This is a genomic window from Polyangium sp. 15x6, assembly GCF_029960785.1.
In the GTDB taxonomy this organism is placed as follows: Bacteria; Myxococcota_A; Polyangia; order Polyangiales; family Polyangiaceae; genus Polyangium.
The window spans coordinates 90,677-113,120 of the sequence record NZ_JASBQE010000015.1 but is presented as its reverse complement, the minus strand read 5'-3'; the positions used below and the strand labels follow the sequence as shown (position 1 = coordinate 113,120).

Below are 22,444 nucleotides of genomic sequence, written 5' to 3'. Positions count from 1 at the left end.
ATCAGTCTAGTGCGTGAGCGGCTTCGCGTCGAAAAGTGTCGGGGATTCTTTCCCTTGATTCGTGGACCGCCAAGCCTCATGGAGGGGGCGGACGGATCGAATGACCGAACTGCATACACTCCCGGCTCAGGCCTCGTCGATCTCCTCGCGCAAGGCCGACCACATCGACCTCTGTGCCACGGGTGACGTGGGTTTCCGCGCGAAGACGACGCTGTTCGAGGGCGTCGAGCTCGTGCACGACGCGCTGCCCGAGCTCGTGATCGACGACATCGACACGTCGATCGAGCTGCTCGGCAAGAAGCTCCGCGTGCCGCTCGTGATCGCGGCGATGACGGGCGGCACGGAGCGCGCGCGCGGCATCAACCGGGAGCTCGCGCGGATCGCGGAGGAGCGCGGCTATGGCTTCGGCCTCGGCAGCCAGCGCGCGATCCTGAAGGGCGAGCCGCGCGAGACGTACATGGTGCGGGACGTGGCGCCGACGACGCTCGTGCTCGGCAACATCGGCGGCGTGCAGGCCAAGAGCCTCGAGACCGCGAAGGTCACGGAGCTCGTCGAGGCCGTGGGCGCCGACGCGCTCTGCGTGCACCTGAACCCGGCGCAGGAGATCGTGCAGCCCGGCGGGGATCGGGATTTCGAGGGCGTGGTCGGGGCTCTCGAACGGCTCGTCGCCGAGCTGCCGGTGCCGGTCGTCGCGAAGGAGACGGGCTGCGGGATCGGGCCGCGCACCGCGAAGAAGCTCGCGAAGGCGGGCGTGCGGCACGTGGACGTGTCGGGTGCGGGCGGCACGAGCTGGGTCGCGGTGGAGACGGCGCGCGCCGCGGGACAGGAGCGATCGCTCGGCGTGAAGCTGCGTGACTGGGGTGTGCCGACGGCGGCCTCGGTGCTGTTCACGCGCGAGGTGCGGCCGCGGTTCAAGAGCATCATCGCGACCGGCGGCGTCACGAGCGGCGTCGACGTGGCGAAGGCGATCGCCCTCGGCGCGCATGCGGCTGGGATCGCGCGTCCCGTTCTGCAAGCGCTTCTTTCGGGGGGCCGGGATGGTGCGCTCGCCTTCCTCGACCAGGTAGAGTCCGAGCTTCGCGCCGTCATGCTTTTGGTGGGCGCACGGGACGTACGAGCCCTTCGGCGAGTACCGACCCTTCTTTCCCCGGATCTCGAGCGTTGGGCGGCCCTCGCGGCCGGCGGCCGGAAGAAATGAGCTTGGCCCGCCCATCTTAAGGGGCCTTCCTGCCGGCGAGCCGGGCGTGCTACCGTCCGGGTCGCTGGAGATCCCAGGGAGACGATGAGCGACAACGAAGGGCGATCCAAAGCGCCCAGCGAACAGCCTCCGGAAGACCTGAAAAGGGAGCGGGATTTGTTCATCCAGCAGTTCTTCCGCAAAGGCGCTCAGCTGACCGAAGAGGTCCTGAAGGAGAACGAGCGTCTCCGCGAGCGCCTCTCGGAGCTCGAGAACGAGAACGGGAGGCTCCGCTCGCACATCGCCAGCGACACGGCGATCCGGGATCTCGTGCGGAAGATCGAGGCGCTCGAGAGCGAGAAGAACGCGCTGCTCCAGCGCTCGGTGGCGATGGAGGCGGTGAGTGATCGCTACACCTCGCGCCATCAAGAAGTGGAGTCGGAGCTCGCGAGCCTCGCGAACCTCTACGTCGCGACCTCGCAGCTCCACTCCTCGACGAACGTTCGCCACGTGCTCCGCAACATCAAGGAGCTCCTGGCGCAGCTGCTCGGCGCGGCTCGGTTCGGTGTCTACATCGCCTCGGACGACAAGAAGGAGCTCGTGGCGGTGGCGACCGAGGGCCAGAGCTTCGCCGACATCGCGACCCTACCGGTGGACGACGGCCCGATCGGGCGTGCTTTCTCCACCGGCAAGCTGTACTACGACGCCGAAAACGACGTCTCGAAGGGTACGGTCGAGCGCCCCGCGGCGGTGGTCCCGCTGCTCATCGATGGCCAGCCCATCGGCGTCATCGCCATCTTCGGGACGCTTTCCCAAAAGACGGCCTTCGACGACCAGGACGGTGAGCTGTTCCGGCTCCTGGGCGCGCAGGCCGCCCTCGCGCTCGTCAGCGCGCGGCTGTTTACCGATGCAGGTCGCAAGGTGCCTTCCGTACAGGCGTTCCTCGACCTGGAGGACTGATCGATGGCCGAGTACTCCTGCCTGATTGTCGAAGATTCGCCCATGATGCGGCAGCTCTTGGTCTTCGCGCTCGCGCGGCTCAAGAACCTGCGCGTCACGGAGGCGGACGACGGCGTCGACGGCCTGCGCAAGCTCGCCTCGACGAAGTACGACGTCATCATCACCGACATCAACATGCCGATCATGGACGGGCTGAAGCTCGTCAAGCGTGTCCGGTCGGATCCGGTACACAAGGACACGCCGATCATCATCATCACGACCGAGGGCTCGCAAGAAGACCGGCAGCGCGCGCTGCAGCTCGGCGCGAACGCGTACATCACCAAGCCCATCCAGGCGCCGCAGGTGATCGCCAAGGTCAAAGAGCTCCTCGGCATCGAGTGAATCGGCCCCCCCCGGCCCTCCACGTCAAGATCTGCGGCTTTACGCGGATCGAGGACGTGGAGGCCGCCGTCTCCGCGGGCGCCGACATGATCGGCCTCAACTTCGTTCCAGGTTCGTCACGTCGTATCGACGTGACGCTCGCGCGTGCGCTCGCGGATGCCGCGCGTGGGCGCGTCGAGATCGTCGGCGTCGTGGCCGATCTGGATCCGCCGCGCGTCGAGGAGCTCGCCCGAGAAGTCGGGCTCGATCGCGTGCAGCTCCATGGAGACGAGCTGCCCGAGGTGATCGACGCGCTCGGGCCGCGCGCGTTCAAGGCGCTGCGCGTCGGCAGCGCGGAGGATGTCGCGCTCGCGGCGCGGTACGGCGGTGATCTCCTGCTCGTCGACGCGCATGTCCCGGGACAAAAGGGGGGAACGGGCGTGCGTGTCGATCCGGCGCTCGTCGTCGAGCTCGCGCGTGCGCGTCGCCTCCTGCTCGCGGGCGGGCTCGGGCCCGACAACGTCGCCGAGGCGGTGCGCGTCGTGCGTCCGTGGGGCGTCGACGTCGCGAGCGGCGTCGAGTACGCGCCGGGCGTGAAGGATGAGCGCAAGATGCGCGCGTTCGTCCACGAAGCTCGGCGCGCCGCGCAGGAAGCCGCAGGAGCGGCGGACGGCGCGGACGACGCGTAGGTAGGAGGTCTTGGTGATGATGATGCGTAGTGGTTCGAGAGTGCTTTGGGCAGTTCTCGTTGCGGCGCCGTGCGCGCTCGTGGCGGCGACGGCATCGGCGGGGACGCTGAGCGTGGGCCCGGGGAAGACGTACGAGACGCCTTGCCAGGCGATCGCGGCGGCGGAAGACGGCGACTGGATCCACATCGACGCGGCCGGGGACTACACCGGCGATGTTTGCAGCTGGTCGAAGAACGGGCTCTTGATCCGCGGCGTGGGTGGGGTCGCGAAGATCGACGCGGGGGGGAAAAACTCGGGCGGCAAGGCGACCTGGGTCATCGCGGGGAACGACACGACGATCGAGTACATCGAGTTCTCGGGCGCCGCGGTCCCGGCCAAGAACGGCGCGGGCATCCGTCAGGAAGGCGCGAACCTCACGGTCCGCAACAGCTACTTCCACGACAACGAGAACGGCATCCTCGCCGGCGACAACCCGGACAGCACGATCCTGATCGAGTTCAGCGAGTTCGCGCAGAACGGCGCGGGCGACGGCCAGTCGCACAACCTCTACATCAACCACGTCAAGAAGTTCGTCTTCCAGCACAACTGGTCGCACGGATCGAAGATCGGCCACCTCCTGAAGAGCCGCGCGCTCGAGAACCACGTGCTCTACAACCGCCTCACGCAGGAGGACGGGACGGGCAGCTACGAGATCGACATTCCGAGCAGCGGCCTGACGTTCATCATCGGCAACCTCATCCAGCAGGGGCCGAACACGGACAACAGCTCGATCCTCGCCTATGGCCTCGAGTCGAACGGGGCGAACCCGATCACCGAGCTGTTCGTCGTGAACAACACGTTCGTCAACGAGCGCCCGAACGGCGGCACGTTCCTCAACATCGGCTCGAACGCCGTGCCGGCCGTCATCCGGAACAACATCTTCGTCGGGCCGGGGACGCTCACGAACCAGGGCAACGCGAGCCTCGGGAAGAACTTCCAGGGCGATCCGATGTTCGTCGACCAGGCCGGGTTCAACTACCGGCTGAAGGAAGGCTCGCCCTGCGTGGACGCGGGCGAGGCGCCGGGGATGGGCGGCGGGATCGATTTGACCCCCAAGATTCAGTACGTACACCCGTACGACGGCGCGAAACGCACGACGGTCGGCACGATCGACATCGGCGCCTACGAGCTCAACGGTGAGGGTGGCGCGGGCGGCATCGGAGGCGCCGGCGGGAGCGGCGGAAGCGGCGGAAGCGGTGGAAGCGGCGGAGGCGCGGGCGGAGGCGGAGCTGCCGGCGGAAGCGGAGGCGGGGGCGGGAGCGACGGCGGCGGCACGGACGGTGGCGAGGAGGCGAGCTGCGGGTGTCGGGTCGTCGGCGGCGGGAGCGATGCATCCTTCGGCTGGATCGCGGGCCTCGCGGTCGGCGCGGCCGTCGCGGCGCGCAGGGGCCGGCGGCGCGTAGAAATCTCGCGTCGCTGATCGCAGTCTCGAACACGGCCTTCCACGTCCTCTCCGGTTCACGCGCTCTCGCGGGTTCACACGGGCTTCGGAGCGACGTCCATCGTTGCGACGTCCGCGGTTCGTCCTAGGATGCCGCTCCCCCGACCGGAGACTCGTATGCGCACGCTTTCCCTCGCCTTCGCCTCCGTGGCGATGTCCCTCCTCGCTGGGTGTGGCTCGGCTACACCCGAGCCCATCACCGACACCGCGGGCCCCGTGCCCACCGTCGCTCCGCCCGCCGACAAGGGCCCGCCGCCCGTGGAGGTCACGCTGGAGAGCGTGGGCCTCGACGGCGCCGCGCTCGATAAATCCGTCGATCCTTGCAAGGACTTCTACTCGTTCGCCTGCGGCGGCTGGCTCAAGTCGACGGAGATCCCGTCCGACGAGGCGACCTGGGTGCGGAGCTTCAGCGAGATCGACAAGCGCAACGAGCTCGCGCTGAAGACGATCCTCGAGGACGCGGGCAAGGCGAAGAACCCCGATCCGACGACGCAGAAGATCGGCGACTACTACGCCGCGTGCATGGATGAGGCGGCCGTCGACGCCGCGGGCATCACGCCGATCAAGCCGCTCGTCGATCGGGCGCGGAAGGTCTCGTCGGCGAAGGACGTGACCGCGCTGGTCACCGACCTGCACGGCAAGGGGATCTTCCCGCTGTTCTGGATCTCGGGCGAACAGGATCCCGGAGACGCGACGCGCGTCATCGCCACGCTCGATCAGGGCGGCCTCGGCTTGCCGGACCGCGACTACTACACGAAGGACGACGACGATTCGAAGAAGCTCCGCGCCGAGTACGTGGCCCACGTCGAGCGCATGCTGAAGCTCGCGGGGCTCGCCGAGGCGGACGCGAAGAAGGCCGCGGCGGACGTGCTCGCGCTCGAGACCGACATCGCCAAGATCTCGAAGACGCGCGTGGAGCGTCGTGATCCGAAGGGCATCTACAACATGGTGAGCCGCGCGGATCTCGCCAAGAAGGCGCCCACGTTCCCCTGGGATGCGTACTTCAAGGCGCTCGGGATCTCGGACGTGAAGCAGGCGAACCTCACGTCGATCCCCTTCTTCGAGGGCCTCGACAAGCTGCTCGCGTCGGTGAAGCCGAACGTCTGGCAGAGCTACCTGACGTGGCAGATCGTGCGCGCGTCGGCCGACGAGCTGTCGAAGCCGTTCGTGGACGAAGCGTTCTCCCTTCGCGCCCGCCTCTTCGGCCTGAAGGAGCAGAAGCCGCGCTGGAAGCGGTGCGTCGAGGCGACGGATCACGCGCTCGGCGAGCTCGTCGCGCAGCCATTCGTATCGCGGCACTTCGCGGGCGATTCGAAGCGCGCCGCCGAGCAGATGGTGCAGGAGATCAGCAAGGCCTTCGGCGTCCGCGTCCGCTCGCTCGACTGGATGGACGACAAGACGAAGGAGCGCGCGCTCGCCAAGCTCTCCACCATGGCCTACCTCATCGGCTACCCGGCGAAGTGGCGTAGCTACGACTTCGAGATCGACCGGAAGAGCTACGGGAAGAACGCGATGGCCGCCGGCGCGTTCGAGCAGAAGCGCAGGCTCGCCAAGATCGGCAAGCCCGTCGACCGCGAGGAGTGGCAGATGAGCCCTCCGATGGTGAACGCGTACTACGACGCGCAGAAGAACCACATGGTCTTCCCGGCCGGCATCCTGCAGCCGCCGTTCTACGACGTGAAGTCGGCGATCCAGGTGAACCTCGGCGGCATGGGCATGGTCGTGGGCCACGAGCTCACGCACGGCTTCGACGACGAGGGCTCGCAGTACGCCGGCAACGGCAACCTCGAGAACTGGTGGGAGCCCGCCGTCGGCGAGCTCTTCAAGAAGAAGACGACGTGCGTCGAGGAGCAGTACTCGACGTACGAGCCGCTGCCCGGCGTGAAGCTCAACGGCAAGCTCACGCTCGGCGAGAACATTGCGGATCTCGGCGGCATCAGGCTCGCGTTCATGGCCTACCGCGAGATGCGCAAGGGCGCGGCGAACATGACCGTCGCCGGCGGCTTCACCGAGGATCAGCAGTTCTTCCTCGCGCACGCGCAGGCCTGGTGCGCCAAGAGCCGCGACGAGTACGCGCGTCTCCACGCGAAGACGAACACGCACTCGGCGCCGAAGTTCCGTGTGAACGGTCCGCTCGTGAACACGCCCGAGTTCGCCCAGGCGTTCTCGTGCGCCGAGGGCACGCCGATGCACCCGGCGAAGATGTGCGCCGTTTGGTGACCTGCGCGCCGCGGGGCGCGCTGCACGCGCCTTTCAGGAAGGACCTGCTCGCCCGGTAGTACGCGGGCGAGCAGGCTTCTCGGGTGCTCGGGGCAGGGTATTTCGGACAGTTCGGAGGGCGCTTCGTCGCAGAGACGCTCGTGCCCGCGCTCGAGGAACTCGATCGCGCGCGGCAGGAGATCTTGCCGGCGCCTTCGTTCCAGGCGGAGCTCCACGAGCTCTTGCGGAGCTATGTCGGGCGGCCGACGCCCCTGACGGAGGCGAAGCGGCTCGCGCGGCGGATCGATCCCGACGGAGGCGCGATCGCGGAGCTCCTGCTCAAGCGCGAGGACCTCTGTCACACGGGGGCGCACAAGATCAACAACGCGCTCGGCCAGCTCTTGCTCGCGAAGGCGATGGGCAAGACGCGGATCATCGCGGAGACGGGCGCGGGGCAGCACGGCGTCGCGACGGCGACGGCGGCGGCGCTCCTCGGCCTACCGTGCGAGGTCTACCAGGGCGCGCTCGACATGGAGCGGCAGGCGCCGAACGTCGCGCGCATGCGGCTGCTCGGGGCGCGCGTGGTGCCGGTGGAGTCGGGATCGCGGACGCTGAAGGACGCGATGAACGAGGCGCTGCGCGACTGGGTGACGAACGTGCGCACGACGTACTACTGCGTCGGCAGTGCGGCGGGACCGCACCCGTATCCCACGCTCGTTGCGTCGCTGCAGCGGATCATCGGCGACGAGGCGCGCGCGTCGTGCCTGGATCGCGGGGCGCTACCGGACGCGGTGATCGCGTGCGTGGGCGGCGGCTCGAACGCGATCGGGATCTTCAAGGCGTTCGAGGGCGATCCGAGCGTGTCGCTCTACGGCGTCGAGGCCGCGGGACACGGGCTCGACACGGACAAGCACGCGGCCACGCTCTCGCGCGGGCGCGTCGGCGTGCTGCACGGGGCGAAGACGTACGTGCTCTGCGACGACGCGGGGCAGGTGAACGAGGCGCACTCGGTGAGCGCGGGCCTCGACTATCCAGGCGTGGGGCCGGAGCACGCGCGGCTGCGCGACACGGGGCGCGCGACGTACGTCTCGGCGACGGACACGGAGGCGCTCGACGCGGCGCGGGAGGTCGCGCGCGCCGAAGGCATCGTGGTCGCGCTGGAGACGGCGCACGCGTTCGCGGCGATCGGGGCGATCGCGCGGCGCGAGGCCGAGGCGAGGGGACGGCCTGCGCGGATCCTCGTCTGCCTCTCGGGCCGCGGCGACAAGGACCTGGACACGATCACGGCGTACGGCGGAGGGAAGTGATGCACCGGATCGATCAGCGCTTCGTCGAGCTCCGTCGCGCGGGCCGGAAGGCGCTCTGCGTGTACCTCTGCGTCGGGGATCCTTCGCTCGAGGCGTCGGGCTTCCTCGCGGTCGAGGCGATCGACGCGGGCGCCGACATCCTCGAGCTCGGCGTGCCGTTCAGTGATCCCACCGCCGACGGCCCGACGCTCGCGCGCGCGGCGGAGCGAGCGATCGCGGCGGGCGCGACGCTCGAACGCGTGCTCGACGTGGCGTCGCGCATCCGCGCTCGCTCGGAAGCGCCGCTCGTCCTGTTCACGTACTACAACCCCGTGCTCGTCGCGGGGGAAGCAAAGGTCGCGCGGCTCGCGCGCGAGGCCGGCGTGGATGCGCTGCTCGTCGTGGATCTGCCGCCCGAGGAGGCGGGGCCGCTCCGAGGCGCGTGCGCGGCCGAGGGGCTCGGCGTGGTGCCGCTCGTCTCACCGACGAGCCACGCGGCGCGGGTCGAGGCGATCCGGCGCGCTTCCATGCCGCTCGACGGCGCGCCTCGCGCGTTCGTGTACTCGATCTCGATGACGGGCGTGACGGGGGCGAGCCCGTCGGATCTCGCCGCGGCTGCGCGGGATGCCGAGGCGATGCGTCGGTCGTTCGATCGGCCCGTGCTCGTCGGCTTCGGCATCGACAGCGGCGTGAGCGCGAGGCTCGCGGCGGGCGAGGCGACCGGCGGCGCTGATGGCGTCGTCGTCGGCACCGCGCTCGCGCGGCGCATCGAGCAGGCCGCGAGCGGCGACGAACAACGGCGCGTCGTCCGTTCCTTCGTCGGCGATCTGCGACGGGCCCTCGACGAACCCGCGTAGAAAGCCTGTCAGCCTGTCCCGTGCTTCAGGAGGACGCGGTTTCGACCCGTCCGCTTCGCCTGGTAGAGCGCCTCGTCGGCGGCGGCGATGAGCTGCTCGGGCGTCTCCACCGGCAGATCCGGGCTCGCGGCGACGCCGACGCTGATCGTGATGGGGATACGCGTCCCCTCGTGCTCGAACGACGCGGTCTCCACGGCCGAGCGCAGCCGCTCGCCGAGGATGCCCGCGTTGCCGAGCGACACACCGCGACAGATCACGCCGAACTCCTCGCCGCCGTAGCGCGCGAAGACGTCCTCGGTCCGCACCGTGTTCATCGTCAGCTTCGAGATCTTCGTGAGCACGTAGTCGCCGGCGAGGTGGCCGTACGTGTCGTTCACGCGCTTGAAGTGGTCGACGTCGAACATCACGAGCGAGAGCGGCGCGCGGTGCCGCTTCGCGTAGGCGATCTCGGTCTCGAGGCGGCTCAGGAAGTAGCGCTTGTTGAACGCCTTCGTCAGCCCGTCGCGCAGCGCCGCATCGATCATCTGCTGCTGGAAGCTGACGTCGAGGTGGTCGTGGTAGGTGAACTTGAGGATCGTGGTCGATCCCAGGCGGATCTTGTCGCCGTCGCGCAGGATGCGCTGGCTGATGTTCTCGCCGTTCACCGAGGTGCCGTTCGAGCTGTTGAGATCTTCCAGCACCACGTCGTTGCCGGCGCGGACGAGCCGCGCGTGCCGACGCGAGATGCCGTCGTCGTTCAGACGCACCGTGGCGTTCGCCCCGCGGCCCAGGACGGTCTCCGGAAACTCGACCTCGAACATCTCGCCGACGTTCGAGCCGACGAGCACGATGAGATAGGCGCGATCACGCTGCGATCGAGCCCTGAGCTCGTCCTGGAGCTCCTTCACGTGGGCGACCCGCGTGGCTTCGATATCGTCGTCAGGCGGCCCGCTGTTCATGCTGCCAAACTACATCATAGCGCTGCACGTCGTCGTTTGGGAACGGCTACCGTGCAGGGACGGTGTGGTTTCTCGGGGTTACAAGAAGATGAAAGAAAGCCAGCCGACTGAAACGCCGATGGGTTCGCCGCGCCCTCACTAAGCCGCCTTCCCGAGGGGGACGGAGATCTGCTCGACCTCGACGCCGGCGATGCTGGTCTCGAGGAGCGTGACATCGGCATGCGAAAAGCCTTGCCCTGCGCCCTCGCCGCCCGGGGCTTCGCCGACGCTGCCCACGTTCACGATCCGCACGCCCTGGACCATGCGGTCGAACGGCACGTGCGAGCCGCCGCAGACGATCACGTCCGCCGGGTCGTCGCCGAGCAGGGCCGCCATCTCCTCGTCCGTCATGTCGTGGGAGAACGGCTCGAACGGATCGACCGGGGATCCGTGGACGAGCAGGAGCTCGCTGCCGTCTTCGAGGTTCATCCGGTGGGTCGTGGGGAGCCGGCCGAGCCGCGCGAGGATGAGCTGGCCGAGCTCGGTGCGCACCGCGGAGAGGCGCTCGAGCCGCGAGCGCTCATGAGGGCTCTTCGGGACGACCTTGCTGATGTCGAGTGTCGCGAGCGCGCGATCGCCGGTGCCCTGGACCAGGATGGCCTGTATCTGCGTGAGGCGACGCCACGTCTCGAGCGGATCGGGGCCGGGAAAGCAGAGATCGCCGGCGACGAGGATCTTCGAGTAGCCGCGGCGCTCGGCCACCGCGAGCACGGCGGAGAGCGCATCCGCGCGTCCATGGATGTCGGACAGGCAGAGGAGACGCACGCAGCGGAGCATAGGAGGTGGGCGGAGACTCGCCAAGGCGCATCGGGATCGACGGGAGGGAGATCGGCGATGCTTCCGCCCCGCCTGCTCGGCGCGGCCCCGAGGAAGAAGGAAAAAACGAGACGAGGCGCCGGACGCGCGTCGCTGCTACGTTGCGGCCTTCCGATGCTCCGGCGCTCCCGGCTCCACGCCCTCGCGCAGCGGGTCGATCGGCGGCGCGCCGAGATCTACGCCGCGCGTTTCGCCGAGCGGCTCGAACCCGGCTCGGTCGGCTTCGCCCTCGCCGTGCTGCTCGCGAGCGCTTACCCGGGCCTCGCTCCCGCGCTCGAAGCGTCGCCCGAGATCGTCGAGACGATCGCGGCCGAGGGGCACCAGGCCGCGCGGGATCACGCCGGGCTCGTCGCGAGGCTCCGGGCGCGGATCGGGGACGGCGACGACGGCGAGCGCGTGGCGCGGGAGCTGCGGAGATTCGCGCGGGAAGAGCGGATCCGCGTGGCGCTGCGCGAGCTCTTGCCACCTTCGCTCGGGGGCGCCGACGTCGATGTGACGTCGCAGGAGATCGCGGTGCTCGCGGAGGTGACGATCGACGCGGCCGTGAAGGCCGCGATCGCGCAGCTCTCGGCGCGGTTCGGTCCTCCGCGGCGCGACAGCGGCGCGCCCGCGCGGTTCGTGGTGCTCGGCATGGGCAAGCTCGGCGGGGGCGAGCTCAACGTGGGATCCGACGTCGATCTCGTGTTCTTCTACGACACCGACGAGGGCGGGTGCTCGCAGGGCGGCGGCGAGACGCTCCCGCTCCACGACTTCTGGACGCGTGTCGCGCGGCGCGTGACGGCGTCGCTCGAAGACGTGACCGCGGACGGGTTCGTGTGGCGCGTGGATCTGCGCTTGCGGCCCGAGGGGCGGAGCGGGCCGCTCGTCAACTCGCTCGCCGCGGCCGAGCGGTATTACGAGTCGTTCGGGCGGACGTGGGAGCGCGCGGCGCTCGTGCGCGCGCGGCCCATCGCGGGGGACCTCGACTTCGGCGACGAGGTGCTCGCCGCGCTCGAGCCGTTCGTGTGGCGCAGGCGCGTCGATCCGACGATCGCCGTCGAGATGACGAAGCTCGTGCAGCGGGCGCGGACCGAGCTCTCGCGCGAGCCGGGGCGGGATCTGAAGCTCGGATCGGGCGGCATCCGCGAGGCGGAGTTTTTCGTGCAGACGCTGCTCCTCATCTGGGGCGGCCGCGAGGCGCGCCTCCGCGTGAAGGGCACGCTCGATGGGCTCCGGCGCCTGCGCGCGGCCGGGTTCGTGACCGATCGCGAGGCGCGCGAGATCGCCGAGGCCTACCTCGTGCTCCGCCGCGCCGAGCACGCCGTGCAGCTCGCCACGGGCCTGCAGACGCACGTCTGGCCCGCGGACGCTGAGTCCGCAGGCAGGCTCGCGCGGGCGCTCGGCTTCGCATCCGCGGAGGCGTTCGAGGTCGACCTGGCAAAACACCTCCGCCGCGTCGAAGAGCGCTTTCGCTCGCTCGTGCCCGACGGCGCGCCTGCGCCCTCCCCCTGGGCCGAGGCCCTCGCCGCGCTCGACGACGGCGACGCCGCGGCGTTCGAGGCGGCCTTCCGCCGCGTCGCGCAGGTCTCCTTGCCCGGCGCGACGCCCGAAGCGACCGATGCCCTCGAGACCGTCGAGCGCTGGGGTGACGTCGCGCGGGATCTCTTCGACCTCTCGCGCCGCCCGGACGCCGTGCTCGGCGCGCGCAGCCGCGAGGCGTATCCTCGGCTCGGCGAGGCGGTCCTCGACGCCGTGGCCGACGCGGCCGATCCCGAGCAGGCCGCGCGCACGTTACGCCGGCTCTTCACGCGGCTCCGTCATCCCGGCGTGTACCTGCGTTTCCTCGGCGACGAGCCGCGCCTCGTGCGAAGGCTCGTCGAGGCGATCGGGGGCAGCGCGTTCCTCGCCGAGGCGCTCGTGCAGCACCCCGAGCACGGCGATCGCATCCTGTTCGCGCGTGGCGTCCCGACGCGCGCGTCCGTGCGCGCGGAGCTCGAACAGGCCAAGCGCGAGGCCGCGACGGCGGACGAGGATCCCGACGAGCAGCTCGTCCGCGCGCTCCGCCAGGCGAAGGCGCGTGTCGTGATCGACGTGGGCCTCGCGGATCTCGCGAGCGAGCTCGGCCCGCGCGAGGTCGGCTACGTGCTCTCGGAGCTCGCGGATGCCTCGCTCGAAGCGGCGACGCGGCATGCGCTCGGCACGCCGGAAGGCGAGCCCGTGCGAGGCCTCTCCGTGCTCGCCGTCGGCACGCTCGGCGGGCGCGAGATCGGCTACGGCTCGGACCTCGACGTCCTCTTCCTCTTCGATCCGGAGAAGGCCCCGGCCGGCGCGGATCCCGACGCGTTCTTCGCGCGCTCGGCGCGCCGCGTGATCCGCTTGATCTCGATCCTCCATCCCGCAGGGCCCGGCTACGAGCTCGACACGCGCCTCCGGCCCTCGGGCAACCAGGGCTTGCTCGTCACGTCGATCGACGCCTTCGCGCGCTACCACGCGAAGGGGCCGGACACGCCGCACGTCGAGGCCGCGGCCTGGGAGCGCCTCGCGCTCTTGCGGGCGCGCGCCGTGGCGGGTGACGTCGAGCTCGGGGCGCGGGCCATCGAGATCGCGCACGCGGCGGCCTACGCGATGCCGGGGGATCCGGCGCGGGTCGCCGACGAGCTCCGCCGGCTCCGCGGGCGCATGGAGCAGGAGCTCTCGCTGGAGCGGCATGGCCGATACGACCTCAAGCTCGGGCGCGGCGGGCTCTTCGAGCTCGAGCTCTGCGTGCAGTTCTTGCAGATGTTGAGCGGCGCGGATCCCGGCGTACGCACCACGGAGACGGCGCTCGCGATCGAGGCGCTCGCGGCGTCGGGCAAGCTCTCGCCGGATCAGGCCGAGGCGTTGCGGGATGGATATGCGTTCCTGCGCAAGCTCGGCGGGCGCATCCGGATCGTGCACGCCGACGCGTCGCACCTGCTCGAAGAGAGCGCGCCGGGCCTCTGGCCGCTGGCGCGGCGCATGGGCATCCGTGATCGACCGGGCGCGCAGGCCGCCGTGGAGCTGCTCGCGCGCTACCGGGAGGTCACGATGCGCGTGCGCGAGGTCTACGAGGCCGTGCTGCGCGGCAGCTAGGGCGCACGATCGCCGATCCGGATCGTTCGGATCGCTTCCCTGGAGGCAGGGTTGCCGATCCGGATCGTTCGGATCGACTCCCTGGAGCCCGGGTTGCCGATCCGAATCGTTGGGATCGCCTCCCTGGAGGCAAGGTTGCCGATCCGGATCGTACGGATCGGCGACCGGGCGTCTCGGTCGCCGATCCATATCGTTCGGCCCTTCGATCGCGATACTCTCTTGCCGATGGGCCTCGTCTACCTCTTCTCCCTGGTCGTCGGTCTGGGCATCTTGCTCGTGCAGATCGTATCGGGGGGCAAGGGCGACGCCGACGCCGGCGACGCGCACGACGCGAGCGACGGCGGCGGCAAGGACCTCGCGAAGGACGTCTCCGGCAAGGCGCTCACCACGACGCCCGCGGGCACGGGAGCCAGTGACATCCTGGCGTTTTTTCTCTCGCTCCGGTTCTGGGTCTTCACGCTCCTCGGCTTCGGCATGTCGGGCTCGCTCCTGCACCTCTTCGCGCTCGCGGGGCCCGTCGTGATCTTCGTGCTCGCGGCGACCTCGGGTCTCTCATCGGGCCTCTTCGCGCAGCTCGCATTTCGTTTCGTGTCCCAAGGATCGGCGTCGACGTCGGCGGACGTCACCCACGCCGGCGGCTCGGTGGGGCGCGTGCTCGTGCCCGTCGGCAAGGACAAGGTCGGCAAGATTCGTATCGTCTTGAAGGGGCAGAGCGTCGACATCCTCGCGCGCAGCGACGGCGAGGAGATCGCGCGCGGCGACCATGTCCTCGTGGAGGACGTGGAGGGCGACGTGGCGCGCGTGTCGCGGCGGCCCTCCGAGCTCGCTTGAGGTCTCAGGAAATCGGGCGATCGCGTGGTCGATCACGCACCGGGCGCGGCGTCATGCCTGCTACGCTCGGCGGATGGGGTATCATCTTCTCGGCAGTGCCCTCCTCGCGTCGATCGACGCGCAGCAGCGACGCACGAGCCGTCCGTATCCAGAGACGTCGGGCGCGGGGACGCCCGACCTCGATCAAGCCGTCCTCGTGCTGCTCGCCGCGGGCGGCATCATCGTGCTCTTCGGGATCTTCGTGGCGGTCCTGCGGCAGTTCCTGTTCATCTGCCGGCCGAACGAAATCCTCGTCTTCAGCGGCCGCAAGCACGTCCTGCCCGACGGCACGGTGAGCGGCTACAAGATCCTGCACGGCGGCCGCGGCTTCCGCGTGCCCTTCCTCGAGAGCGTGGCCCGCATGGACATGCGGCTGTTCCCCGTCGAGGTGCAGGTGCACAACGCCTACTCGAAGGGCGGCATCCCGCTCAGCGTGCACGCGATCGCGAACGTGAAGATCGCGAGCAACGACACGGCCGTGCGCAACGCCGTCGAGCGCTTCCTCGGCACGACGCCCACGCAGATCTCGATCGCGGCGCAGCAGACGCTCGAAGGCGTGCTCCGCGAGGTCATCTCGCAGCTCACGCCCGAGGAGGTGAACGAGGATCGGCTGAAGTTCGCCGAGACGCTCGTGGAGAACGCGCGCGACGACTTCGACAAGCTCGGGCTCGAGCTCGACGTGCTCAAGGTCCAGCACGTCTCCGATGATCAGCACTACCTCGCGAACCTCGGCCGCGGCCGGATCGCGACGATGCTGCGCGACGCGGCGAACGCCGAGAACGCAGCGAACCAGGCGGTGGCCGAGGCGCAAGCGGCGGCGCGGCAGGCGGCCGAGACGGCGGCGAAGCGCGCCGAGACGGTGATCGTGCAGAGCCGCAACAACTACCGCGCCGAGAGCGCCAAGCTCGAAGCCGAGGCGAAGCAGATCGAGAACGAGGCCGAGATCGCGGCCGAGACCGAGCGCGCCGTGGCCGAGCAGGAGCTCCAGGCCCTGCGCGCCGAGCTCGAAAAACTCCGTCTCAACTGCGACGTCATCCTGCCGGCCGAGGCGAACCGCAAGGCGCAGGAGCTCAAGGCGCGCGGCGAGGCGGCGCCGACGGTGGAGAACGGCAAGGCGACGGCCGAGGCGCTCCGGCTCGTGGCGCAGGAGTGGGCGGCCGCAGGGCAGCTCGCGAAGGACGCGTACGTGCTCCAGCAGCTCCGGCAGCTCGTGACGGCCGCGGCGGCGCGCGTGGCGCAGACGCAGGTCGGTGAGGTGAACGTGGTGGCGGGCAACGACGTCGAGGCGTTCAGCGCGCTCGTCGCGGCGTACCCGGCCGCGGTGACGCGTGTCCTTCAGGAGACGGGGCGCGCGATGGGCATCGACATCCAGCAGGTCCTCGGATCGCACGGGAGGGCTTCGTGATTCCGATCATCATGGTCCTCGGTCTCACCGCGTTCGTCGTGGTGGGTTTCGTCGTCTACACGCTGAAGAACCTCTTGCTCGTGAGCTCGCCGAACGAGGTGCTCGTCCTCTCGGGCGGGTCGCATCAGGTGGGCTCGCGTGAGGTCGGTTATCGCTCGGTGCGCGGCGGCCGCGCGGTGCGCATCCCGCTGCTCGAGCGCGTCGACCGCATGGATCTGAACAACATCCCGGTCGACATCTCCGTGAAGGGCGCCTACTCGAAGGGCGGCATCCCCCTGAACGTGCAAGGCGTCGCGCACGTAAAACTGCCGGGCGAGGAGCCGCGGCTCTCGAACGCGGTCGAGCGTTTCCTCGGCAAGTCGCGCGACGAGATCGCGGCGATCGCGCGCGAGACGCTCGAAGGCAACGTGCGCGGCGTGCTGGCGCAGCTCACGCCCGAGCAGGTCAACCAGGACAAGACCGCGTTCGCGGACAAGCTGCTCGAAGAGGCGGAGCACGACATGCAGCGCATGGGTCTCGTGCTCGATACGCTGAAGATCCAGAACGTCGCCGACGACGCGAACTACCTGAACTCGATCGGTCGCATGCGTGGCGCGAGCGTGCGCATGGACGCGAGCATCGTCGAGGCCAGGACGCAGGCGGAGTCGGCCGAGCAGAAGGCGGAGAACTGGGCGAAGAGCGAGGTCGCCAAGATCGACGCAGACCTCGCCATCGCGCGGCAGGAGACGCAGAAGCGGATCAAGGACGCGATGAGCCGTCGCGAGGCCATGATCCAGGAGGCAAAGGGTCAGGTCCTCGCGCAGATCGCGCAGGTCAAGGCAGAGATCAACCGCCAGAAGGCCCGCGCACTCCAGGTCGAGCGGCAGCTGCTCGCCGACGTGATCCAGCCGCACGACGCCGAGCGGCGGAACCTCGAGGAGCAAGCACGCGGCGAAGCAGCGAAGATCATCGAGCTCGGCAAAGCCGAAGCCGAGGCGCTGCACCGCATCGTCGACGAGATCCGCAAGGCCGGGCCCGGCGCGCTGGAAATCCTCGCACTCCAGCAGATGATGCCGCTCTTGCCGCACATCGCAGGCGCCCGCACGCCGACGAAGATCGGGACGCTCTCAGTGCTCCCGTCAGGCGACGACGGCTCGCTCGCGCGCAAGGCCATCGCCATGTCCGAGCAGATCCGCGCAGCCACAGGCCTCGATCTGACCGACGTCGCGCGCCGTCTCGGCACGAGCGCACCAGCACCCGCACTCGCGCCCCCGTCCCCGCCGCCCGTGCCGCAGCAGGTCCCCTCGCGAAGCACGCCTCCGCCAGGCCGCACGCCGCGCGCCTGACGAGGTTTTCCTGGGGACGCCTCGCTGGGGCGTTGCCCCAGGCCCCACCGGGGCTGTCCGCCCCTGGACCCGGACCAGCGCAAGCGCTGGACCCGGGGTCGATGAACTGCGCTTCGCGCAGTTCATCGAACAGGCCGATCTCAAGACCACCGACGACCCTGCCAACCAAGACGGCCGCGCTGTCCTTTCGACTGGCGAGGCGATCCAACGGGCTCGTTGGAAGAACTGCGCATCGCGCAGTTCTTCCACCCCGAGTCCAGGGCTTGCCCTGGTCCGGGTCGAGGGGCGGATAGCCCCCGCGGGGTCCGGGGCAGAGCCCCGGCGGCGCGGCGGCCCAAGACGAGCTTCCGCGTTGCTGCGCGTCTCAAACCGTGCGACTTGCCGGCGTATGCAGGCAGTGCAGCACGGTCGTGTCGTCTCGCAGGTTCGGTCGCTCGACGAGCTCGTCGGTGCGCATCCCGAGTCGCTCCGCCGCATCTATGCGGCTGGGAGCTCCCTCGATCCCTCTTCGATTGGTGAAGGGCGTGGGCGCGTCCTTGCGCTCGTTGCTGCGCCTGGCGCGTTCCTCGCGGTGCGGAGCCTCGTTCGCCTCCTTGCGACGGACCTCTTGCCCTGGGAGGGCAAGGCCATCGAGGCGGAGATCGGGTGGAACCTCCTCAAGGGCGGCCGCCGGGTCGCGCCGTTTCGCATCGAGCGCGCGGACTCGTCGCTCGATGGCGGGCCCACGCTCGTGTTTCGGTATGACGATCCTGCGCAGGGACATGGTTGGCCCGTGCGCGCGCTCCGCGACGAGCTCCGCGGGATCGCGCCGGGCATCGGCATCGGCCCTGTGATCTTCGATCAGGGCGGCTCGCCGCGCGTCATTGCCTGGTGGGGCCTCTCCTTCTCGCGCTGATCAGAAGTCCCAGTCGAAGCCCACGCGCGCGCCGCCCTTCAGCACCGTCACGGAGTCGCGCACTCCGTTCTCCGGGAAATATTCGGCAGAGAGCTGCACGCCGGCCCACGGCATGATGCCTCGGATTCGCAGCGTCGAGACGCCCACTGCGATGCCCACGCGGCCGCCTGCGCTCGGCCGTAGATCCGACTGCGTCAGGAACACGACGGGCGCGAGCTCGAGATCGTATTGCCACGTCGTTCGCACGTGACGCAGGACGAACGGCGCGGCGCCGATGAACTCCAGCGGGAAGTTCGTCGTGCCGTCGCTCTGCTCGATGATCGCCCATCCGCCGAACTCCAGACCGAAGAGCGCCGTCCAGCGCTCCGACAGCCCGCGCCCGACGAGCAGCCGGCCGAGCGTGCCTGCGCCGGGGAGAAACACTCCCTCTGTTCGTCGCAGCAGAAACAGCCCGCCGGTCTCGAGGTTCAGCGTGAAGCGAGACGCGTCTGTCTGCAGACCACGGAATGCGGGGCTCGGCGTGATCCAGAACGGGCACTCGGCAGGCGCGCGCTTCAACGCTTCGGCGAGCAGATCGTGCACCCGTGTCGCGGCGAGCAGATCCGAGAGCCCGCTGAGCTTCCCGCCGTTCTTGCGAAACGCCTCGGCGATGGGCCCTCCGAGCGACTCCACCTTGCGCGCTTGCCTGTCCAGCGCGTCGAGCCGCGCCGTCTCCGGCGCGCCGCAGATGCTCTGCAGCGCGTCCGGCATCATCGTCTCGAGCTCGTACCGATCGATCTTCCAGCCTGCGTTCGCCTTCGATTCGACGATCTTCTCGAGGTCGTGGAGGAGCGCGGACTCGGCGGGCGTGGGCGGCTCTGCCGCGGCGTTTTCCGGGATGAGGAGCGAGACGAGGAGGGAAAACGCCGCGGCGATCCGGAGGGGCGAGACGGGCACGACTAGAGGCAGACGCCCTGGCCGCAGTTCGATCCGAGGCAGACGAGCAGCTGCACGGCTTGCGGGCTGTTCACGCACTGGAAGAAGCACTGACCCGGGCCCGAGCCGCCGGCCACGCAGGTGAGGAAGCACTGCACGTTGTTCTGGCAGGTCGGGCTGTTGAAGCAGTTCTGGAGCTGGTTGCAGCAGCTCTGGGCCACGCAGTCGCCGCACACGCTGCCGTCCGAGGGGCACGCGGAAGCGCCGCAGATCCCGTTCGTGCACTGCCCGTTGCAGCAGTCGGCCGCGCCCGCGCACATCGCGCCGTCGGGCTGGCACTCCGGCGGACCGCAGACGTTGCCCGAGCAGAGCCCCGAGCAGCACTCGCTCGACACGTTGCAGAGAACGCCGTCGGGCTGGCAGACGGGTTTGCCGCAGACGCCGTTCGTGCAGGCGCCCGTGCAGCAGTCGCCGGCCGTCATGCAGGCCTTGCCGTCGGGCTGGCACTGCGGCGGGCCGCAGACGCCGTTCGAGCACTGCCCCGTGCAGCAGTCGGCGGCGCTCGCGCACATCGCGCCGTCGGGCTGGCACTTGGGCGGGCCGCAGACGCCGTTCGAGCACTGCGCCGTGCAGCACTCGCCGGCGATCATGCACGGCACGCCGTCGGACTTGCACTGCGGCGGACCGCAGACGCCGTTCGAGCACTGCCCGGAGCAGCAATCGGACCCGGTCTGGCAGAGCTTGCCGTCGGGCGCGCAGACGAGCGCGCCGCAGGTCCCCTTCGCGTTGCAGACCTGCGAGCAGCACTGATCCCCGGACATGCACGGCAGCCCATCCTCCGTGCACTCGCCGCAATTCAGCCCGCAGACCGAGTCCACGGCGTTCACGCAGAGCCCGTCCCAGTTCGTGGTGCAGCAGAACGCGTCGAGCTTGCAGATCGACGCGATGCACGGGCCGCAGCCGGGATCGAGCGCGGGGCCGACCACGCAGACGTCGTGCGTGCAGGGCTTGCCGAGGCAGACGCCGTTCCCGCACAGGCCCGAGCAGCACTCGTCGGACGAGCTGCACATGATGCCGTTGCCCGTGCACTGCCCGATGGTGCAGACCCCGTTGATGCACGGGCTGTTGCAGCACTTGAGGAGATCGCCGCAGGAGCCGCCGTCGGGCACGCACTGGTCGAACCCGCAGACGCCGAACGCGTTGCAGACGCCGCTGCAGCACTGGGGGTCCTGCGAGCAGTCGAAGCCGTCGGGCAAACACTCGCCGAACCCGCAGAGGCCGTCGAAGCAACTGCCGCTGCAGCACTGGATGCCCTCGATGCAGCTCGCGCCGTTGGGCAAACACGGGCCGATCCCGCAGATGCCGTTCTGGCAAATACCGCTGCAGCAATCGAGGCTCGACTCGCAGCCGAACCCGTCGGGGGTACACTGGTTGAAGCCGCAGCGGTCGTTTTGGCAGATCTTCGCGCAGCACTCGCTTGCGTCCGTGCAAGGCGCCTGATCGGGAAGACACGCGCTCGGGCCACACACGCCGTTTTCGCAGGTGCCGCTGCAGCAGGCGTTTCCGTCCTGGCAGGGGTTCCCGTCTTCGACGCAGGGATTGCCTCCGCCCTGGCCACCCTGGCCGCCCTGGCCGCCTTGGCCGCCCTCGCCTTGTCCTGGCCCGAGCAGCTCCGCTCGACCCCCGCATCCGAGGGCCACGAAGGACAGCAAGAACCAAAGCATCCTTATGGAATAAGTGCCCCGCGACATCACCTGGGAGCGTATCACAAGCCCTGTCCTGGACGCCCAATTCACCGTGCGATCGCGCGGATCACTGACCGCCTGCTCCGCGCGCTGAACGGCCGCGCCCCCGGGCAAGGAATCGAGGACCGCGTGAGCGACCCGACGATCGAGAGCGCGAGCGACGGGGGACGCGACCCTCGTGTAGACCAGGCTGGACGTGCGGAAAACGTGCTTGGCGGCCGCGCAGTTCGTCGGGCAGAAAGAGCCTCGCTTGGATCGGATCTGCTACACTTCCGAGGTGTCGCTGAAGATCGACCAGGACCACGGCCGTTTTCGCCAGATCGTCCGCGGGAGGATCCGGCAGAACCTGCGCAAGTACATTTCGCAAGGCGAGCTCGTCGGGCGGAAGGGCAAGGATCTCGTATCGATCCCCATCCCTCATATCGACATCCCGCGGTTCCGATACGGGGACAAGCAGCGAGGGGGCGTGGGGCAGGGGGATGGCAACCCCGGCGACCCGATCCACGGCGGGGACGAGAAGCAGCCCGGGCAAGGGCAAGCTGGCAGCGACGCCGGTGATCACATCCTCGAAGTCGACGTCACGCTCGACGAGCTGGCGGCGATCCTGGGCGAAGAGCTCGAACTGCCGGACATCCAGGACAAGGGCAAGAACAAGATCTCGAATGCGCACGACCGTTATTCGGGGATCCGGCGCGTCGGTCCCGAGTCCTTGCGCCATTTCAAGCGCACGTACCGCGAGGCGCTGAAGCGCATGATCGCGAGCGGCACGTTCCAGCACGACAAGCCCGTCGTGGTGCCCGTCCCGGACGACAAGCGATATCGATCGTGGAAGACGGTCACCGAGCCCGTCGCGAACGCCGTCATCATTTACATGATGGACGTCTCGGGCTCGATGGGCGACGAGCAGAAGGAGATCGTTCGCATCGAGTCCTTCTGGATCGACGCCTGGCTGACGAAGCAATACAAGGGCCTCGAATCGCGGTTCATCATTCACGACGCGGTCGCGCGCGAGGTCGATCGGGAGACGTTCTTCCACACGCGCGAGTCGGGCGGCACGATGATCTCGAGCGCGTACAAGCTCTGCGCGCAGATCATGGACGCCGATTATCCAGCGGACGAGTGGAACATCTACCCGTTCCACTTCTCGGACGGGGACAACTGGTCGATGGACGACACGCTCTCGTGCGTGGACGTCCTGAAAAACCGGATCCTGCCGAAGGCGAACATGTTCGCGTACGGCCAGGTCGAGAGCCCGTACGGCTCGGGCCAGTTCATCAAGGACCTGCGCGAGCATTTCGGCCGCGACGAGCGCGTCGTGACGAGCGAGATCCGCGACAAGGACGGGATCGTGGGGAGCATCAAGGATTTCCTGGGCAAGGGGAAGTGAGAGAGGGAGCG

The 22,444-nt window shown here is 69.3% G+C and carries 18 protein-coding genes; 14 read left to right on the top strand and 4 right to left on the bottom strand.

Features of this window, described 5'->3' with window-relative positions; translation table 11 throughout:
- Positions 1-100 precede the first annotated feature (100 nt).
- The 8 genes from fni to trpA all read left to right on the top strand — a co-directional run bounded on the left by fni (position 101) and on the right by trpA (position 9,008).
- A complete protein-coding gene (gene fni / locus QHF83_RS13775; RefSeq protein ID WP_282418272.1) occupies positions 101-1,198 on the top strand; it encodes a type 2 isopentenyl-diphosphate Delta-isomerase in 1,098 nt (365 codons plus the stop codon).
- Between the two features lie 84 nt (positions 1,199-1,282).
- Positions 1,283-2,137, top strand: a complete 855-nt coding sequence (locus tag QHF83_RS13770) for a GAF domain-containing protein (protein ID WP_282418271.1) — start codon at positions 1,283-1,285, stop codon at positions 2,135-2,137.
- Between the two features lie 3 nt (positions 2,138-2,140).
- Entirely contained in the window at positions 2,141-2,518 is a 378-nt protein-coding gene (locus tag QHF83_RS13765) for a response regulator (RefSeq protein ID WP_136928355.1), read from the top strand.
- Positions 2,515-3,186, top strand: coding sequence for a phosphoribosylanthranilate isomerase (locus tag QHF83_RS13760; RefSeq protein WP_282418270.1), 672 nt, complete (start codon positions 2,515-2,517; stop codon positions 3,184-3,186). The genes QHF83_RS13765 and QHF83_RS13760 overlap by 4 nt, the downstream gene beginning before the upstream one ends.
- A 40-nt stretch (positions 3,187-3,226) precedes the next feature.
- The gene (locus QHF83_RS13755) at positions 3,227-4,645 is read left to right on the top strand and encodes a hypothetical protein (protein ID WP_282418269.1); all 1,419 of its coding nucleotides are present in this window, start codon (positions 3,227-3,229) and stop codon (positions 4,643-4,645) included.
- A 138-nt stretch (positions 4,646-4,783) separates the two neighbouring features.
- Positions 4,784-6,886, top strand: coding sequence for a M13 family metallopeptidase (locus QHF83_RS13750; protein ID WP_282418268.1), 2,103 nt, complete (start codon positions 4,784-4,786; stop codon positions 6,884-6,886).
- An 83-nt stretch (positions 6,887-6,969) separates the two neighbouring features.
- Positions 6,970-8,172 (top strand): tryptophan synthase subunit beta, encoded by a 1,203-nt coding sequence (trpB, locus tag QHF83_RS13745; RefSeq protein ID WP_282418267.1) that lies wholly within the window; start codon positions 6,970-6,972, stop codon positions 8,170-8,172.
- Positions 8,172-9,008 (top strand): tryptophan synthase subunit alpha, encoded by an 837-nt coding sequence (trpA, locus tag QHF83_RS13740; protein WP_282418266.1) that lies wholly within the window; start codon positions 8,172-8,174, stop codon positions 9,006-9,008. The genes trpB and trpA overlap by 1 nt, the downstream gene beginning before the upstream one ends.
- Before the next feature lie 8 nt (positions 9,009-9,016).
- Here trpA and QHF83_RS13735 read toward each other — a convergent pair whose 3' ends face one another.
- Both QHF83_RS13735 and QHF83_RS13730 read right to left on the bottom strand, forming a co-directional pair.
- Positions 9,017-9,946, bottom strand: coding sequence for a GGDEF domain-containing protein (locus tag QHF83_RS13735; RefSeq protein ID WP_136967543.1), 930 nt, complete (start codon positions 9,944-9,946; stop codon positions 9,017-9,019).
- 138 nt (positions 9,947-10,084) lie between these two features.
- On the bottom strand, positions 10,085-10,750 hold the full coding sequence (locus tag QHF83_RS13730; protein WP_282418265.1) for a metallophosphoesterase family protein: 666 nt from the start codon (positions 10,748-10,750) through the stop codon (positions 10,085-10,087).
- A gap of 165 nt (positions 10,751-10,915) precedes the next feature.
- Between QHF83_RS13730 and glnE the strand changes: the two genes are divergently transcribed.
- The 5 genes from glnE to QHF83_RS13705 all read left to right on the top strand — a co-directional run bounded on the left by glnE (position 10,916) and on the right by QHF83_RS13705 (position 18,386).
- Positions 10,916-13,891, top strand: coding sequence for a bifunctional [glutamate--ammonia ligase]-adenylyl-L-tyrosine phosphorylase/[glutamate--ammonia-ligase] adenylyltransferase (gene glnE, locus QHF83_RS13725; protein ID WP_282418264.1), 2,976 nt, complete (start codon positions 10,916-10,918; stop codon positions 13,889-13,891).
- A gap of 225 nt (positions 13,892-14,116) precedes the next feature.
- Complete coding sequence (locus QHF83_RS13720; RefSeq protein WP_282418263.1) at positions 14,117-14,722, top strand: NfeD family protein; 606 nt, start codon at positions 14,117-14,119, stop codon at positions 14,720-14,722.
- A gap of 73 nt (positions 14,723-14,795) precedes the next feature.
- Positions 14,796-16,166 (top strand): flotillin family protein, encoded by a 1,371-nt coding sequence (locus tag QHF83_RS13715; protein ID WP_282418262.1) that lies wholly within the window; start codon positions 14,796-14,798, stop codon positions 16,164-16,166.
- On the top strand, positions 16,163-17,491 hold the full coding sequence (locus tag QHF83_RS13710; RefSeq protein WP_282418261.1) for a flotillin family protein: 1,329 nt from the start codon (positions 16,163-16,165) through the stop codon (positions 17,489-17,491). The genes QHF83_RS13715 and QHF83_RS13710 overlap by 4 nt, the downstream gene beginning before the upstream one ends.
- Positions 17,492-17,879: 388 nt before the next feature.
- Complete coding sequence (locus QHF83_RS13705; RefSeq protein ID WP_282418260.1) at positions 17,880-18,386, top strand: hypothetical protein; 507 nt, start codon at positions 17,880-17,882, stop codon at positions 18,384-18,386.
- On the opposite strand, the gene QHF83_RS13700 is transcribed toward QHF83_RS13705, so the two are convergent.
- Positions 18,387-19,322 carry a hypothetical protein gene (locus QHF83_RS13700; protein ID WP_282418259.1) on the bottom strand — a complete coding sequence of 312 codons (936 nt, stop codon included), beginning with the start codon at positions 19,320-19,322 and terminating at the stop codon, positions 18,387-18,389.
- A 2-nt stretch (positions 19,323-19,324) separates the two neighbouring features.
- Complete coding sequence (locus QHF83_RS13695; protein ID WP_282418258.1) at positions 19,325-21,025, bottom strand: hypothetical protein; 1,701 nt, start codon at positions 21,023-21,025, stop codon at positions 19,325-19,327.
- 298 nt (positions 21,026-21,323) lie between these two features.
- On the opposite strand from QHF83_RS13695, the gene QHF83_RS13690 reads away from it, so the two are divergent.
- Positions 21,324-22,433 carry a DUF444 family protein gene (locus QHF83_RS13690; RefSeq protein WP_282418257.1) on the top strand — a complete coding sequence of 370 codons (1,110 nt, stop codon included), beginning with the start codon at positions 21,324-21,326 and terminating at the stop codon, positions 22,431-22,433.
- The last annotated feature ends 11 nt before the right edge of the window (positions 22,434-22,444 follow it).

Excerpts from the sequence above, each read along its gene's own strand:
- fni (WP_282418272.1), top strand. The coding sequence starts at position 101 with ATGACCGAACTGCATACACTCCCGGCTCAGGCCTCGTCGATCTCCTCG.
- QHF83_RS13770 (WP_282418271.1), top strand. The coding sequence starts at position 1,283 with ATGAGCGACAACGAAGGGCGATCCAAAGCGCCCAGCGAACAGCCTCCG.
- QHF83_RS13765 (WP_136928355.1), top strand. The coding sequence starts at position 2,141 with ATGGCCGAGTACTCCTGCCTGATTGTCGAAGATTCGCCCATGATGCGG.
- QHF83_RS13750 (WP_282418268.1), top strand. The coding sequence starts at position 4,784 with ATGCGCACGCTTTCCCTCGCCTTCGCCTCCGTGGCGATGTCCCTCCTC.
- trpA (WP_282418266.1), top strand. The coding sequence starts at position 8,172 with ATGCACCGGATCGATCAGCGCTTCGTCGAGCTCCGTCGCGCGGGCCGG.
- QHF83_RS13735 (WP_136967543.1), bottom strand. The coding sequence starts at position 9,946 with ATGAACAGCGGGCCGCCTGACGACGATATCGAAGCCACGCGGGTCGCC.
- glnE (WP_282418264.1), top strand. The coding sequence starts at position 10,916 with ATGCTCCGGCGCTCCCGGCTCCACGCCCTCGCGCAGCGGGTCGATCGG.
- QHF83_RS13720 (WP_282418263.1), top strand. The coding sequence starts at position 14,117 with ATGGGCCTCGTCTACCTCTTCTCCCTGGTCGTCGGTCTGGGCATCTTG.
- QHF83_RS13715 (WP_282418262.1), top strand. The coding sequence starts at position 14,796 with ATGGGGTATCATCTTCTCGGCAGTGCCCTCCTCGCGTCGATCGACGCG.
- QHF83_RS13705 (WP_282418260.1), top strand. The coding sequence starts at position 17,880 with ATGCAGGCAGTGCAGCACGGTCGTGTCGTCTCGCAGGTTCGGTCGCTC.
- QHF83_RS13695 (WP_282418258.1), bottom strand. The coding sequence starts at position 21,025 with ATGCTTTGGTTCTTGCTGTCCTTCGTGGCCCTCGGATGCGGGGGTCGA.